Consider the following 15,139-nt stretch of genomic DNA (forward strand, 5'->3'; position numbering starts at 1 on the left):
TAGGGAACAGGGAACAGTTTAGAAGGTAGTTAGAGGTGTACTGATTTTTTCAAAAATCGAATCGGAGTCCTATATATAGACACAACTTCATCTATCTTTTGCTAAATTTGCAAATAGCTTATTTCATTTTTCACCACAAAGTAAATACTATTTTAAGGAATTTTCATAATCAATAGTCGATTACAAATATTTTTTAGGTTTTATCGATAATCTTAAATGACCACTAATCCCATCGGATTTACTCAGATTTTTTCTATCATAATTTCACACTAAAACGTATAAATGTATTTCATAATACCCGGTAATTAAGTGAGATTTTTATATGTTTTTATATTTATACCAATTCTGTGTAAAGCTGCACATTATTTTGACCCCTCCCAACCTCCCCTTGGCAAGGGGAGTGCCGCAGGCAGTGGGGTTATTTCTATGTGTCTTCATATAGAAATGGTATGAGATTACAAATTTATAGAAAAGCAAATAAATAATTTGTATATACCTGTAGCGTAAATACTGTTAATTTATATATTTGTAAACTTATAATACTCAAAATAAAATTTAGTATGGATTGACTATTAGTAGATAGCTTTAATTAGTATTAACAGATTGAATTTCTGTATTTTTATTTCTTGATTTAGTAATTGCTTCATCATAATTGCAATTTACAATATTCCCAATCATCTTATCTAGGCTCTTGGTACTAGTAAACCTTCAAAAAACCCTGGGAAGCTAGCAATGATGATAGTGATAATACCAAGCGAAAGGATATCTTAGAAGTATTAAATATTTATCTTCATCCCCCCTAGCCCCTTTTTAAGGTGGGAAGTTATTTCAAAGTCTCCCTTTTGACGGGGAATCTGCTTTAACTTGGGGAGATAAAACGGTTGTGAGAATATTTAAAGCAGAGTTTTCATTCTCTAAACGAGTTTTTGCAACACAACCCACTACACTAGTAGAACGCCCCTAGTTTAGAGAAACTGTCCATGCAAATACTGAAAACTACCGACCAAGATTTTTCTACCAAATTCCAAGCATTTGTGAATGAGCGAAGGGAAGCAACGGTTGATGTCAGTGGGACAGTACGAGATATTATCGCTGATGTCAGAGTGCGTGGGGATGCAGCAGTAAAAGAATATACTAGCCGCTTTGACCATTTCAATCCCCAGTCCTTTCGTCTTAGTGATACTTTTATTGCCGAGCAAGCATCACAATGTCCTGCTAATGTCAAGTCTGCACTGGAAGTAGCAGCAGAGCGAATTGCCACTTTTCATGAAAAACAGCTACCCCAAAATATTGCTTATACCGATGCAGCCGGAGTGAAATTGGGATTAAACTGGGTAGCACTGCCGACAGTCGGAATTTACGTACCTGGCGGACGAGCAAGCTATCCAAGTTCTCTGTTAATGAATGCCCTGCCTGCCAAGATTGCTGGAGTAGAGCGGATCGTCATGTCAGTACCGATGCCGCGTGGTGAGATTAATCCTGTAGTGCTGGCTGCTGCTCAAGTTGCGGGAGTTACGGAAATATATAGTATTGGTGGAGCGCAAGCAGTGGCAGCCCTAGCCTATGGTACAGAAAGTATTGCTCCTGTAGATAAAATTGTCGGCCCTGGTAACGCTTATGTTGCTGAAGCTAAACGACAAGTCTTTGGTAGAGTTGGTATTGACAGCATTGCTGGACCTTCAGAAATTTTAGTGGTGGCAGATGGTAAGAATAATCCAGACTGGATTGCTTGGGATTTGCTGTCGCAGGCAGAACACGATCCTAGTGCTCAATCAATTTTGATTACAGATTCGGAAAGCTTCGCTCAAAAGGTAATAGCAGCTGTTGGGGAAGTTCTCGCCACCTTGCCCACTAAAGAAGTGGCAAGCGCGAGTTGGGAAAAGCATGGTGCGGTGATTGTTGTGAGCAACTTAGATGAAAGTATTCCGCTTTTAAATCAGTTAGCACCAGAGCACGTGGAATTATGTGTAGACGCTCCTCAGTTGCTAGCAAACCAGATTAAATGTGCTGGCAGTATGTTTTTAGGACGCCATACTCCAGAGGCTATCGGTGATTACGTAGGTGGACCAAATCATGTGTTACCAACGGCACGTTCTGCCCGCTTTGCTTCTGGCTTAAGTATTTATGATTTTGTCAAACGGATTACCTATTTACAATGTGATGAACAAGCATTGCACAATATAGGTGAGGCTGCCATCACCCTTGCAGAATCAGAAGGATTGCCTGCTCATGCAGGTAGTGTAGCTATACGGTTAAGAGAAATTTAATTTGTCTTTGGCTACCTTGGTAGAATTATGATCGCGAATTCTATATCTTTAACTATGGGCGCGATCGCTAGATATATCCCTACCCACGGGCATGATACCTGTATTTAGGGGCGATCGCTCTAACTCCACTATTAGAGCGATCGCTAAAATTTACTTCTACTAAACTAAGCGAAAAATAAACGGATAGCGATAGGCTATTTGAGGTTCGTTAAGGACTTTGATGATGGCAATAATTGGCATGATTAAACTTACAATCCACAATATAATCAGCAATGGAACACCAATAGCAATAAAAGCCAGCAATCCAAAGATAATCCCATAAACGTAGAGATTGATGTGAAAATTTAGGGATTCTCTGGCATTGGCTTTAATTACAGAATCATTACTGATTAACAAAATGGCGATGGGTATACCTATAGACACAACCAATGAGCTAAAAAATATTGCTCCATGACATAGTGCTGATAAAAGCTTACGTTTTGTTTCATCTTCCATAATTAATTAAGTAATTAATCACTCAAAATTTTGTTATCATCCCCAATCCTAACTAGTGAAATTTTGGTTGCCCTCATTCTGCTAGAAGATATTGTTGCTGTAGAAATTGAGATGGAAATTCAAAGGTATTTTCACCAACAATTGCTTTACCAGCAGGCACACTGCAACCTGATGCTGATGCCACAAGTTTAGATATTTCCAGCAAACGAGGAGCGTCAATACCTAAATCCATACCGTGAATGTATTTAAGAGCCATGACTACTTCTTCCAATGCAGCATTTCCGGCTCTTTCGCCTAACCCGTTTACCGTTGTATTGATTGATAATGCTCCAGCTTTAATTCCTGCCAGAGCATTGGCAGTTGCCATGCCAAAATCATTGTGAGTGTGCATTTCTATAGGTATCGATAATGCGATCGCAAGTTGCTTCACTTTCGTATAAGTCGTGAAAGGATCGAGAATGCCTACCGTATCGCAGAAGCGAAACCGCGATGCTCCCCATTGTTGGGCATAAAGCGCCACATCTAGAAGAAAATTTTCATCAGCTCTAGAAGAATCTTCTCCACCAACAGATACAAACAACCCTTGATCGCAGGCAAAGCTGATACTACTTTTGAGTTTTTGCAAAACGAATTGCCACTTTCCCTGAAATTTAGCAGCAATTTGGATTTCTGATACAGGAATAGAAATATGTACTCGCTGCAAACCACAACTGATAGAAGCTTGAATATCTGAGATAACCGCACGATTCCAGCCGAGTAGTTGAGTTCGCAAACCCAAGTCACAAATTGTGGCTATGGCTCGCTGCTCTTCCCCACCCATCGCTGCAATTCCAACTTCTAACTCGTGAGTGCCGATCGCATCGAGAAGAATTGCGATCGCCACTTTTTCATCTAAGTTAAAGGCAACGCCAGCTGCTTGTTCGCCATCACGCAGAGTTGTATCGTTAATTAGAACTTGATTCATTACTCAAATGCCCCTTATATATTATTCTCCGCGTTCTGCCTCTGTTCCATTCACATCTTGCACCACTACTAACAGCCCACAAGCCCTCATTACCAGGTTGAACCTGGTAACGAGAATTAGAGCCAGAGGCTCTCTTTTCAGCAGCAAAGGTGAGTAGTCATGGGCGTCTGGCGTTGCATATCTTTTCGTTGCGATCATCATTAGCCATTTGTCACACAAAGGACTAATGACAAATGACTAATTACTTATTTCGATTACTTTTGTAGAGCTTTACGTAACCACGGAGGCGGATTACCTTGTAAGGTTTGCACTAATTTATTGAGAATAAAAGCAATATCTTCCTGTTCGGAATGTGGTCGTACTGGCATCACTCCTTGTTTAATTAATTTAGCAGCAGGAATACCTCCAATAGACGCTACATAAACAATTGCACAGTCAGCTAATGCCTCAAGTTTAGCTGCTACTTTGTCGTCACTTTCACTATCTTTATTTGTTTTTATTTTACTTTCATCTTGCTTAGTTTCTACTTCTACTTTTTTGGATTTACCATCAAACTTGAGGGTTTCTACAAAATTGTATCCAGATGCTGATATTTCATAAACATCAATTTCCTGCGCCCAGCCAAAATGAGCATCTACATTAACCCGATCAGTTGTTGCGAAAGCGATTTTCATCTTTATTCTCCTCTCCCATAATTAGGAGTTATGAGCAGTACATCAGCATTTACAACAGCCAGATTCCCGAATAAGAACTCCTCTAATGGGTAGTTGCTCTAAGATTCTAATTTTAATCTTATGCTCAATTTATTCTGTGGTGGTAAATACCACAGAAATTTTCGTTTCTCTTAGCATTAATTATCAAGCAACAAGTCAATATAATTTACTTATTGCTGAATAAACAGTAATTTTATACAGCTACAAATCTGATTTATTTTCATAGTTACTTATAAAATTATTACCTACAAAGATAGATATGAAAATATATTGATATCTTGAGGGTAATAATTACTTAAAAACATCTATGATGATAATTGTGTAGAATCTTCAGTAATTTCGGGATGAGGAATTTTGACGTGATCAAAAAATCGAGACATCCAAGGTATCGCAATTAAAATAACTCCTAATACTATTAAAAATACAGAGATTCCAAAAATTTGGTCACGAGGAATTTCAAGTACACCACGTAAAATTACTTCTCTTAAGGCAGAAACAATAGTGATTTCTACTGCTGCAACAACAGAGATTTGCTGTTCTTGTAAATAATCAATTAACAACCGAAATAACTCTACTAGAATCAAAATGAACAAGATATCAGAGGTTACTTGCCTTAAATCCAATGGATGCAAAAGGGAGAAGAACATATCTACTAATCGGATCAGCATCACACAGAATAAACCAAGGCAGAGAGAGATAACAATAATGTCTTGAAAAATGACAAGATTACTGACAATTCTATCCCGTTGAAACCAACTATTTAACTCTGTAATCAGCCGTTTTGGCATGGCATCTCCGGACAGTTTCGATTCGTCCAGATCCATAATAAGCAATTCAAAATTTAAAATTAGTTTCAGGAGAAACTAATTTTGCTTTGCTTGAAGATTTTAAATAAACAAAGGCAGAGGGCAGTAGACGCGGTAGACACAACAGCGGCACCTGTTTCCTGTTCCCCATTCGCTGTTACCTATTTTTGGTACTCAAAGCTTGATTGATATGCTTTAGTAAGTCTTCCATAGAGATTGAGCGGGGGAGGATTTCGCTTGCGATCGCACCCACTACATTTTCAACAGAACCTTCATGGGAGATGTCGGGATTTCGTCGCTGATCGAGTACCAAAACTGGTGGCAACTGAAATGGTAATTGCTCCAATGCCCTAAGTGCTGAGAATACCTCTTTTGGCATCTTAGTTTCTCTCAAGCAAATCAGCAATAAGTCAACACTTTCGTGACGGAGTTGTTGTAACAGTTCTGCCCAAGAACGCCCTATTGTCGCTTTCAGCCCAGCAGTTTGCAAATATTGAATCAAAGCTTGGAACCACTCCGAACCGCGAGAGGTAGTTGAAGATTTCAGATTTTGGCTAGGAAAAGGGGTATTTTCGTCTACAGTTAACTCCCCCAAGGAAGCACCTTTGGCATAACGAACACCATCTGCTCTTGATCCCCGTTTGTATTTGGTGTCTGGTAAGTCAGGTAAGAGTGCCAAATCCACCACTAAGATGCTGGGAGGACAGCATATACTAGCTGCAATTTGCAATACTGATAACAAAGCGTCCACTTGCTTGTCGTTATTACTGTTGTCTGTGCTGTTTTGTGTTAAGCAAGGAAACACTGATAATCCAGCTACTTGAGAAGCCGCCTGGGTGGTAGCTACATCACAGGTTACTAGCGGTAGTGACGCCAAACGAGGATTAGCTTTAAGTCTCTGCAAGCAGGCTTGTGCTGTTGGCATTTCTGCATCTAGTAACACTACATCAAATTGCCAAACTCTAGCCAAAAGTTCTGCCTGTTCGATGTCATCTACTTCTATCACCCGGTGCTGCTGTAAAAAAGGGTGTAAATTTAAAGTATCTCCTTGATGATTAACTAATCTCAGAATTCGCAGTGGCGTGTGCTCAACCGTAGTTTCTTTAATTGCATTTTGCAGCATTGGTTCTGGCATGGCACACAAACTTTCCAATAGCGGTGCCAACACTTGATGCTTCACTGGCAAACTGAGAAAACCATCAGCACGATTGGCAAATGCTTGTTCTTTTTCAGCTGCTGTTGCCGTCACAATTACAGGAATGCTGCGAGTTGCAACATCAGATTTTAGTAAGGTGAGTACATCCCAACCCGACAGCAAAGGTAGTAGTGGATTGAGAAATATCGCTTTTGGTTGTAAGCGGCGTGCTTTTTCTACTGCCTCACATCCCGATCGCGCAATTACAACTCGGTAGCCCAAAGCTGTTAATAGTTCAGTTAAGTCTTCTATATATCGGGCTACTGCCTCTACAATCAAAACTAAACTGTTGCGATTGGCTGGAGAAGTTGAAACTAATGAATGGGAATTTGAGGTAGGGGCGAGTGAGTTTAGAGACGAGGGCGAATAATAACTACTTTCTGTAGCAATTTCATGGCTATCTTCTCCTGCCCCAATTTTGTGTGGAGGAGTCGGCGGTAATAACAAAGTAAATTGGCTACCTTGTCCTTCACGAGATAAGAAGCTAACATCTCCACCATGGAGACGAGCCAAAGCTCTAGTTAGTACCAATCCCAAACCGGTACCTTCAAACTGACGGGTGAGGGGATTTTCTAATTGTTGGAATTTTTGAAAGATTAAATGTTGTTGGTGTTCGGGAATACCAATACCCGTATCCCAAACTGTAAAGGCAATCCAACCTTCCCACCGATTTACCCTGACTCCAATATCGCCTCCTGTTTCGGTAAATTTAAAGGCATTGGAGAGCAGATGTACTAACATCTGCCGGAGGCGAAATTCGTCTGCGACAATTTCCTCCAAACCTGGTTCAATCGAGAGGGTAAATTGGTGTTCTTTGACAACTGCTGGTGCTGGCGAGGCAATCGTAGTTTTGCGGTTTTGAGTATGCATCGCTTTGGCTTCTGATAGGGCGCGATCGCACACTGTCCGAATGTTGACACCTGCTAGCATTAACTCCATCTGTCCGCTTTCCATGCGGGTCAAGTCTAAAATATCATTGACCACGCTCATCAGATGACGTCCGCTTTGATGAATTAGCCCGGCATAACGCGCTTGCCTTTCGTTGAGTTTTCCTAATTGCTGATCTACTAGCAATCGCGATAATCCTAAGACTGCGGTGAGAGGAGTCTTGAGTTCATGACTAATACAGGCTAAAAATTCATCTTTTAAACGATTTAGTTGAATTAAATCGGCATTTTTCGCTGCTAGTTCTTTGCTGAGTTGTTGCTGTTCAGTCACATCTGTTGCTAGCATCAGCCACAAGTCAGTGCTTGTCACCATGCCTGACTCAGAACTTTTGGTTTTCAAATCAGAACTATCTAGAGGAATTTTGGCAAATTGCCAAACTCGCTCTTGTCCATTTTGCACTTCTACAACACAGGTACAAGTACCCTGCTGGCTATCCAAAAAGCAGCGATTTGTTGTTGTTGATGCGTCTGCGGCTTCTCGCAGAGTAGATGATTGTGCAGGTAGATTGGCAAAGGGATTTGGATCTGGTGTAGTTAATTTTGGCCGCAATGGCACGCCTGTTGGTAATGTTACCGTATTGTCATTTAATAAGTCATTTTCTGATGCCAGAACTTGGATGGGTGTAGGCTGTGCTTGATAGCAACTGTCATTTATCTTAGCGTTTGCATTATTTGCTACTTTAGCAGTTGTGTATTCAGGTTTTTTCACAACTGTGGGGGTGAGTATTGCTTCTACCTCCTGTCTCACTCCTTCTGGATCTTTTAACACTCCCAATTGCTGCCACCAAGCTGGATTTTGTGTGACTACTTCGCCATTGCTAGTTTGTAACATCAAAGGCCAAGGTAATCTTTCCAACAACTGTACTAATGGTTGGTGTAATGGTGCTCGCGATTCCATGACAGTTGCTTTTTCTTCCGCCACCGCAGAGGCACCTACGACTTCTGGCACAGTAGCTTGCTCTGTTGCTAGTTTGCGGCGACGAGATTTTACTTTGGGGGAAGCCACCCAAGAAGAATCTTTGGTTGTGTTGCCTGCACCAGAGGGGAGGTGAGAAGATTTATTTTCCTGTGGCTGAACTTTTACTTTCTGCTTGGCTAAAAATTTCAACAGACGCAAACTATCTACTAGTCCTAAAAACTTGCCCTTTGAGTCAATGAGTACCCAATCTAAGTGAGTATGATTCTGGTTTTGTTGCGATCGCACAAACCAGTTCAATTGCTCGATACTCCATGTCGCTGGGAATGTCTTGACTGGTTCAACTAAGGTTGAGTGCCATTTGGCAAGAGGCTCCTGCAAGTCAATCAACCCACCACCTTTATGCTCTGCTTGATTTGCTGCTAAAAGTGTGGTCAGCAAACGCCCAGAATAAACTAACCCAATTGGGCATTGTTGCTCATCTAAAACTACTAAGCGATCGCACTGCTGTTGCTCAAAAATTTCCAGCACCATTTTTAAAGCAGTTGTTTCTACACAGCTGGGCGCGGTGGCGATAAATTCATAAAGCGGGTACTTTAGCATTGACATAAGGCTTCAGGGGTCTTTCTTCCTGCGGAAGCATCCAGCATTACCAAGCTGCCAGTATGGTGTATAGTCTTTAGCGCCTCAACCTAATCTCCTCAAATTATGCAGGATTTAGGTGATAGTTGTCACATTTGCAACTCTTAGAACAAAATTTACCTTCATAAATTATGCTGATTGCAACAAGCAAGTTTTTTCTCACAACGGCATTTGGCTTTACCGCTTAAAAGTTCCGGAGGCTAAGTTATCCTACCTTATGGGAATTTACCTGAGGGTTTGAGTGGAAAGCTACTTTTGAACCAAAGTAGTTTACAACTAACGGTAATTACCGCCACAACCACAGCCTCCTGTTCATCAGTGTTTTTCTGATGTTAAAACTCTTGTTTTAAGATAGCGACAGCTAAACCAATTATGGCTCTAAATATTCGCTTTAGAACCTTTAGGAATTATAATGATTTAGAATGCGACAAACATTTAACTTCGTTTAAGTATCTTATCAAGGAGTCAAAGTCAAAATATATATTTAGATAGATATGCAGGATTTAATTTGAGAGTAATTAGCGAATGAGTGTAGGGTGTAGGGATGAATACGAGAAATACAAGAATTGACATCCTCTCCCACAAGCAATTGACTTGAAACCTCTCAAGGAGGTCGATGGCGAAAACAAAATATCTCAGGTATATAAGTCTCGTGAAGGAGATTGATGGGGATAACCCACACTCTACACCCTTTTTCAGTCCAACGCCTCCTCAAAGACCGATGAAATGCTTCTGCTGAACAATAGGGTAATATTTGTTAATATTTAGTTTACAATTTGTTATTGAGGCTGCTTGCTTTAAATAACTTTACTCTTTGACTCACATACCTGCTTCGACTGTATGAAGTAGCGTTTAGATTTATTTAAATACTTTTTTACTACTTTGAGTCGCCTAGAGCGAAGGAGGTCATAGAGCTAACTCTGTTTAAATATATAAGTGCTATGTTGCGTATTTCCTATAGAGGTTCTTCAAGCTAATACTACTTAGCTCTTTAATCATTAAGTAGGTTTTTCTTGGAGGTTTAGTTGAACAATGCACTTAGCAAATGTGAAATTTTGCGTTCAAGATTTTGCTATCACTACGAATTTTTCCATGAAATCGTGTGCTGAAGTGGTTGCAAACAAACGTTGAGTAAAAAATTTTTTCGTTCATATTTTGTATGTAGCTAGATGTCATCAGTCAGAACAGCAGTAAATATTTCAACAAATGACAAAAGCCGATCGCCAGGCATTTTTACAGCAAATCAAATCGGACTACCGTGAGATTCTCATAAATTACTTTACCACAGACAAAAATTTGCAAGAAAAAATTGATAAATTTATCAATGCAGTATTTTGTGCTAATATTCCTGTGCCGCAAATTATAGAAATTCATATGGAGCTAATTGACGAATTTTCTAAACATCTAAAGTTAGAGGGACGGAGCGACGAAACCCTGCTTGACTACCGTTTAACATTAATCGATATCTTAGCTCATCTGTGCGAAATTTACAGGCGATCGCTTCCTAAATAGCCTGTATATGATCGACATAGGTGAGTGTTGATGCAAATAAATTGAAGCGAGAAAACAAGTATAGAGCCAAAAACATTATTCTTTGATATCTAATGTTGTAGCCAACTTGATGACAGAATTGCCGATAATATCATCTTGTCATAATTTTATCTCCAGCCTGTACAATCGATATGAATAAGGTAAGAAAAACTTACGTTCTCAAGCTTTATGTAGCAGGGAACACCCCCAACTCTGTCAGGGCATTAAAAACCCTCAAGAACATATTAGATCAAGAATTTCAAGGCATTTATGCTTTAAAGGTGATCGATGTGCTCAAAAGCCCCCAATTAGCCGAGGAAGATAAGATCCTAGCTACACCAACACTATCAAAAATCTTGCCCCCACCCGTTCGGAAAATCATCGGTGATCTATCAGATAGAGAAAGAGTGCTAATTGGATTAGATTTACTATATGAAGAACTGTCTGAAGAAGAACAATTCCAAGAATAAGCTATTATAAATAGCTCAAACTACACTTCAAATTTTATTAATATAATAACTGGGTTGAATTCCCATTTGTAACAGTCCACAAAAATGAGAGAAAACGACCAACCAGAGAAAAATCACACACCGTTACTTGAGGGTGTAGAGAAAATTCGTACAATGATCGAAGGCTTTGACGATATTAGTCATGGCGGATTACCTGTGGGCAGAACAACCCTGGTTAGCGGTACCTCTGGAACTGGCAAAACTTTATTTTCTCTTCAGTTTCTTTACAACGGTATCAGCTATTTTGATGACCCAGGAGTATTCGTTACTTTTGAAGAGTCCCCACATGATATCATTAAAAACGCTTATATTTTTGGGTGGGACTTGCAACGTCTGATGGACGAAGGGAAGTTGTTTATTCTCGATGCGTCTCCCGATCCTGAAGGACAAGACATAGTTGGCAACTTCGACCTTTCAGCACTAATCGAGCGTTTGCAGTATGCAATTCGCAAGTACAAAGCTAAACGAGTTTCGATCGACTCAATTACAGCAGTATTCCAGCAGTATGAAGCAGTAGGAGTAGTGCGGCGAGAGATTTTTCGTTTGGTAGCAAGACTCAAACAATTAAACGTTACTACCATCATTACCACAGAACGCACAGAAGAATACGGGCCTGTTGCCTGTTTTGGGGTAGAAGAATTTGTCTCTGATAATGTAGTGATCGTCCGCAATGTCTTAGAAGGAGAACGCCGTCGCCGCACAATGGAAATTCTCAAATTGCGTGGGACAACACACATGAAAGGCGAGTATCCCTTCACAATCACTAACGAAGGAGTCAATATTTTTCCTCTGGGAGCAATGCGCTTGACTCAAAGATCCTCAAATGTGCGAGTATCGTCTGGGGTGAAGACTTTGGACGAGATGTGTGGTGGAGGGTTTTTTAAAGATTCGATAATTTTAGCGACGGGAGCCACAGGTACCGGCAAGACATTACTCGTCAGCAAATTTTTACAAGATGGCTGCAATAATGGTGAACGGGCAATACTTTTTGCTTATGAAGAATCACGCGCCCAACTATCGCGCAACGCTTACTCTTGGGGAATTGATTTTGAAGATTTAGAACGTCAAGGTTTGCTCAAAATTATTTGTACCTATCCCGAATCAACTGGTTTAGAGGATCATCTACAAATTATTAAGTCAGAGATTGCTGAATTTAAGCCAGCCCGAATTGCGATTGATTCCCTCTCTGCCCTAGCCCGAGGTGTGAGCAATAATGCATTCCGGCAATTTGTGATTGGTGTCACTGGTTACGCCAAGCAAGAAGAAATTACGGGCTTTTTTACCAATACAACAGATCAATTTATGGGATCACATTCGATTACCGATTCCCATATCTCTACGATTACTGACACAATTTTGATGTTGCAATATGTAGAAATTCGTGGGGAAATGGCACGAGCAATCAATGTATTCAAAATGCGCGGCTCTTGGCATGACAAGGGTATTCGCGAGTACAATATTACGGCTGATGGGCCAGAAATTAAAGATTCTTTCCGTAATTATGAAAGAATTGTCAGTGGAGCACCTACCCGCGTTAATATCGATGAAAAAGCCGAACTATCTCGTATAGTCAAGAGTTTTCAAGACAAAGATAGTTCCGGAACCTCCAGTTAGCATAGTGCTATAGTTCTGTGGTGATCAACGGTTTGAAGCCGCTTAATTGTCGTGTGAGGGGATGCGGTGAAAGGACAGCAAATCTTCTATAGTTTCTTGCCTGGTGTGACAGCAGCTGTATTAACAACCCAACCCACTTGGGCTGAAACGGCGAAAGCCAGTGGGTTACAGCAGGTTGTCCCTCCGAGTGTTTCAACTTCCACCATCAGTAGTGGTAGTTGGCTGACGAAAGCAAATAATTTAGATCGGCAACTATTTGCGATTGGCGATCGCCTATCAGCACCCAGCAGTCAAAATCTGGGAGTTGTAGTTACCGGAAAAACTGGTATCCCAGTAGAACAAATATCCGCAAATGAGGCAGCAATTTTTAGCTTGAGCGCCACCTTGCCTGCCAAGTATCTATCAGGGAACAACCGTGCTATTACTAGCAACCAAATACAGCCTAGTAACGCATCTGGAGCTAGCTTGGGTAAGCTGGCAAGCACACCCAAGCGCCCTGTCAAAACATCAGTTAGTATTCCTGTTCCCAAAGTTAAGCCGAATGCCCGTGCCAGTTCCAGGAATACAGCTAAAGACAACGGACAGAGGCTGCGTGAAGTACTCGCACTGAGGCGATCACAGAAAATAGGTGTTTCTGATACTACTTTAAAACTAAGTTCTGTCCCAGACAAAAGCTTGTCTAAGCTTTCATCTCAGGAACGAAGTTCTCAGAAAAATCCTAGTACATCATTGTCAAAATTTTTACGGAGTAATGTTAGCAATTCGAGAGCGGCAAAACTGCTAGAAGTACAGAATTGTCAACAGCAAGCTTCTATTTTGAACCCGGTTGGCTGTTCACAAAAATCATTAGTGACAGAATTAGTATCGCAAGTACCTTCAAGTACGCCAACCACTCCTGCACCAGTAACACCTCCTACTCAGAGTGCGCCAACCACCCCTGCTGGATCTAAAACTCCACAACCAATTCCTGACTATCTCAATCCCAACCCCAATCCTCTACAGTATCCAACTGAAATAGAGGAAGTGAGAACGAGGGGAACGCAACCAATCAGCTTAGAACAAGCAATAGAACTCGCTCGGCGCAACAATCGGGAGCTACAAGTATCTTTACTAGAGCTACAACGTGCGCGAGCTAGTCTGCGAGAAGCACAAGCTGCTTTGTATCCTAATTTGGGATTGAGCGCTGAAATTGGTCGTCAGCAGTCTGCTAGCGGACAATTACAGACTGAACGAACAAGGCAAGCTGAAGCTGGTGTACCACCTGAATTACGCAGTCCATCCCAAGATGAACCTTCTTCATCCTTTAATGGTACAGCACAATTTACTTACGATATTTACACTTCGGGGAGACGGCAAGCTAATATCAACGCTGCTGAGGAGCAGGTACGCTTCCAGCAATTAGATGTAGAGCGCTTGTCTGAACAAATCCGTCTAGATGTTACAACTAACTACTACGACTTGCAACAAGCAGATGAAAATGTGCGAATTCAGCAAGCTGCTGTCACAAATGCCGAAGCGAGCTTACGGGATGCCCAGGCATTAGAACGAGCTGGAGTGGGTACGCGGTTTGATGTACTGCGAGCGCAAGTCAATTTGGCAAATTCCCAACAGAACTTGACAAGAGCGCTTTCCCAGCAACGAATTACTAGCAGCCAATTGTCAACTCGCTTGAGTATCCCAGGATCGATTAATATTAGTGCAGCAGATCCAGTTAACTTAGCAGGTCTTTGGAATCCAACATTGGAAGAAAGTATTGTACTCGCCTTTCAAAATCGTCCGGAACTGCAACAGTTTTTGGCACAACGTAATATTAGCGAACAAAGACGACGTTTAGCTCTTTCAGAGTTAGGCCCACAAGTGAGTGTAATTGCTAGCTATAACCTGCTAGATCAGTTCGATGATAGTATCAGCGTCACCGATGGCTACTCGATTGGACTCCGGGCAAACCTAAATTTATTTGATGGGGGAGCAGCCAGAGCCAGAGCAGCTCAAGAAAGAGCCAATATCCGGATTGCTGAAACTCAATTTGCTCAACAGCGCGATCAGACTCGCTTTGACGTCGAACAAGCCTACTCGAATTTGCAAGCTAACCTAGAGAATGTCCAAACTGCCAATGCTGCACTAGATCAAGCTAGAGAAGCCCTCCGTTTAGCCCGTTTGCGCTTTCAAGCAGGCGTGGGAACCCAAACCGATGTGATTGCAGCTGAAACTGATTTAACTACTGCTGAAGGCAATCGTGTAGTCGCAATTTTGGATTACAACCGCGCTTTGGCTAATTTACAAAGAGCTGTCACTACCAGAGCATTACGTTAGGTTAGATAATAGTCATTAGTCACTAGTCATTAGTTATTTGTCAAATAACTTTGGGCTATGGACTAATAACTATATAGGGGAACGTATTTTTATTTACTAAATAGTTAAAAAAGATACAAAATTGCTGGCGATCGCAAAATTGTATTGCCATAACAGCCTGCTCAATTCTCTAGAGTAAATTTCTACAGTTTCGAGCAGGTTAATTTATATTGGTCAAAATTTGGAATA

The 15,139-nt window shown here is 41.0% G+C and carries 10 protein-coding genes and 1 pseudogene; 5 read left to right on the forward strand and 6 right to left on the reverse strand.

What is annotated here, in order from left to right; translation table 11 throughout:
• Positions 1–980 precede the first annotated feature (980 nt).
• A complete protein-coding gene (hisD, locus tag QUB80_RS17270; RefSeq protein ID WP_289790756.1) occupies positions 981–2,267 on the forward strand; it encodes a histidinol dehydrogenase in 1,287 nt (428 codons plus the stop codon).
• 159 nt (positions 2,268–2,426) lie between these two features.
• On the opposite strand, the gene QUB80_RS17275 is transcribed toward hisD, so the two are convergent.
• The 6 genes and pseudogenes from QUB80_RS17275 to QUB80_RS17300 all read right to left on the reverse strand — a co-directional run bounded on the left by QUB80_RS17275 (position 2,427) and on the right by QUB80_RS17300 (position 8,906).
• Positions 2,427–2,762, reverse strand: coding sequence for a DUF4870 domain-containing protein (locus QUB80_RS17275; RefSeq protein WP_289790757.1), 336 nt, complete (start codon positions 2,760–2,762; stop codon positions 2,427–2,429).
• Positions 2,763–2,871: 109 nt separating this feature from the next.
• Positions 2,872–3,726 (reverse strand): annotated as a pseudogene (locus QUB80_RS17280) (hydroxymethylglutaryl-CoA lyase-like TIM-barrel protein); the annotation flags it as partial.
• A gap of 21 nt (positions 3,727–3,747) precedes the next feature.
• Positions 3,748–3,927 carry a hypothetical protein gene (locus QUB80_RS17285; protein ID WP_289790758.1) on the reverse strand — a complete coding sequence of 60 codons (180 nt, stop codon included), beginning with the start codon at positions 3,925–3,927 and terminating at the stop codon, positions 3,748–3,750.
• A gap of 53 nt (positions 3,928–3,980) precedes the next feature.
• Positions 3,981–4,400, reverse strand: a complete 420-nt coding sequence (gene nifX, locus QUB80_RS17290; protein ID WP_289790759.1) for a nitrogen fixation protein NifX — start codon at positions 4,398–4,400, stop codon at positions 3,981–3,983.
• 344 nt (positions 4,401–4,744) lie between these two features.
• Positions 4,745–5,227, reverse strand: a complete 483-nt coding sequence (locus QUB80_RS17295) for a phosphate-starvation-inducible PsiE family protein (RefSeq protein WP_289790760.1) — start codon at positions 5,225–5,227, stop codon at positions 4,745–4,747.
• Between the two features lie 175 nt (positions 5,228–5,402).
• Complete coding sequence (locus QUB80_RS17300; protein WP_289790761.1) at positions 5,403–8,906, reverse strand: ATP-binding protein; 3,504 nt, start codon at positions 8,904–8,906, stop codon at positions 5,403–5,405.
• A gap of 1,245 nt (positions 8,907–10,151) precedes the next feature.
• Here QUB80_RS17300 and QUB80_RS17305 point away from each other — a divergent pair.
• From QUB80_RS17305 to QUB80_RS17320, 4 genes are all read left to right on the forward strand, one after another.
• Positions 10,152–10,457 (forward strand): circadian clock protein KaiA, encoded by a 306-nt coding sequence (locus tag QUB80_RS17305; RefSeq protein ID WP_289790762.1) that lies wholly within the window; start codon positions 10,152–10,154, stop codon positions 10,455–10,457.
• A 170-nt stretch (positions 10,458–10,627) separates the two neighbouring features.
• On the forward strand, positions 10,628–10,945 hold the full coding sequence (gene kaiB, locus QUB80_RS17310; protein WP_026087735.1) for a circadian clock protein KaiB: 318 nt from the start codon (positions 10,628–10,630) through the stop codon (positions 10,943–10,945).
• An 84-nt stretch (positions 10,946–11,029) separates the two neighbouring features.
• Positions 11,030–12,598, forward strand: a complete 1,569-nt coding sequence (gene kaiC / locus QUB80_RS17315) for a circadian clock protein KaiC (RefSeq protein WP_289790763.1) — start codon at positions 11,030–11,032, stop codon at positions 12,596–12,598.
• A gap of 66 nt (positions 12,599–12,664) precedes the next feature.
• Complete coding sequence (locus QUB80_RS17320) at positions 12,665–14,911, forward strand: TolC family protein (RefSeq protein ID WP_289790764.1); 2,247 nt, start codon at positions 12,665–12,667, stop codon at positions 14,909–14,911.
• The last annotated feature ends 228 nt before the right edge of the window (positions 14,912–15,139 follow it).

Source organism: Chlorogloeopsis sp. ULAP01, from assembly GCF_030381805.1.
Classification (GTDB): Bacteria; Cyanobacteriota; Cyanobacteriia; order Cyanobacteriales; family Nostocaceae; genus Chlorogloeopsis.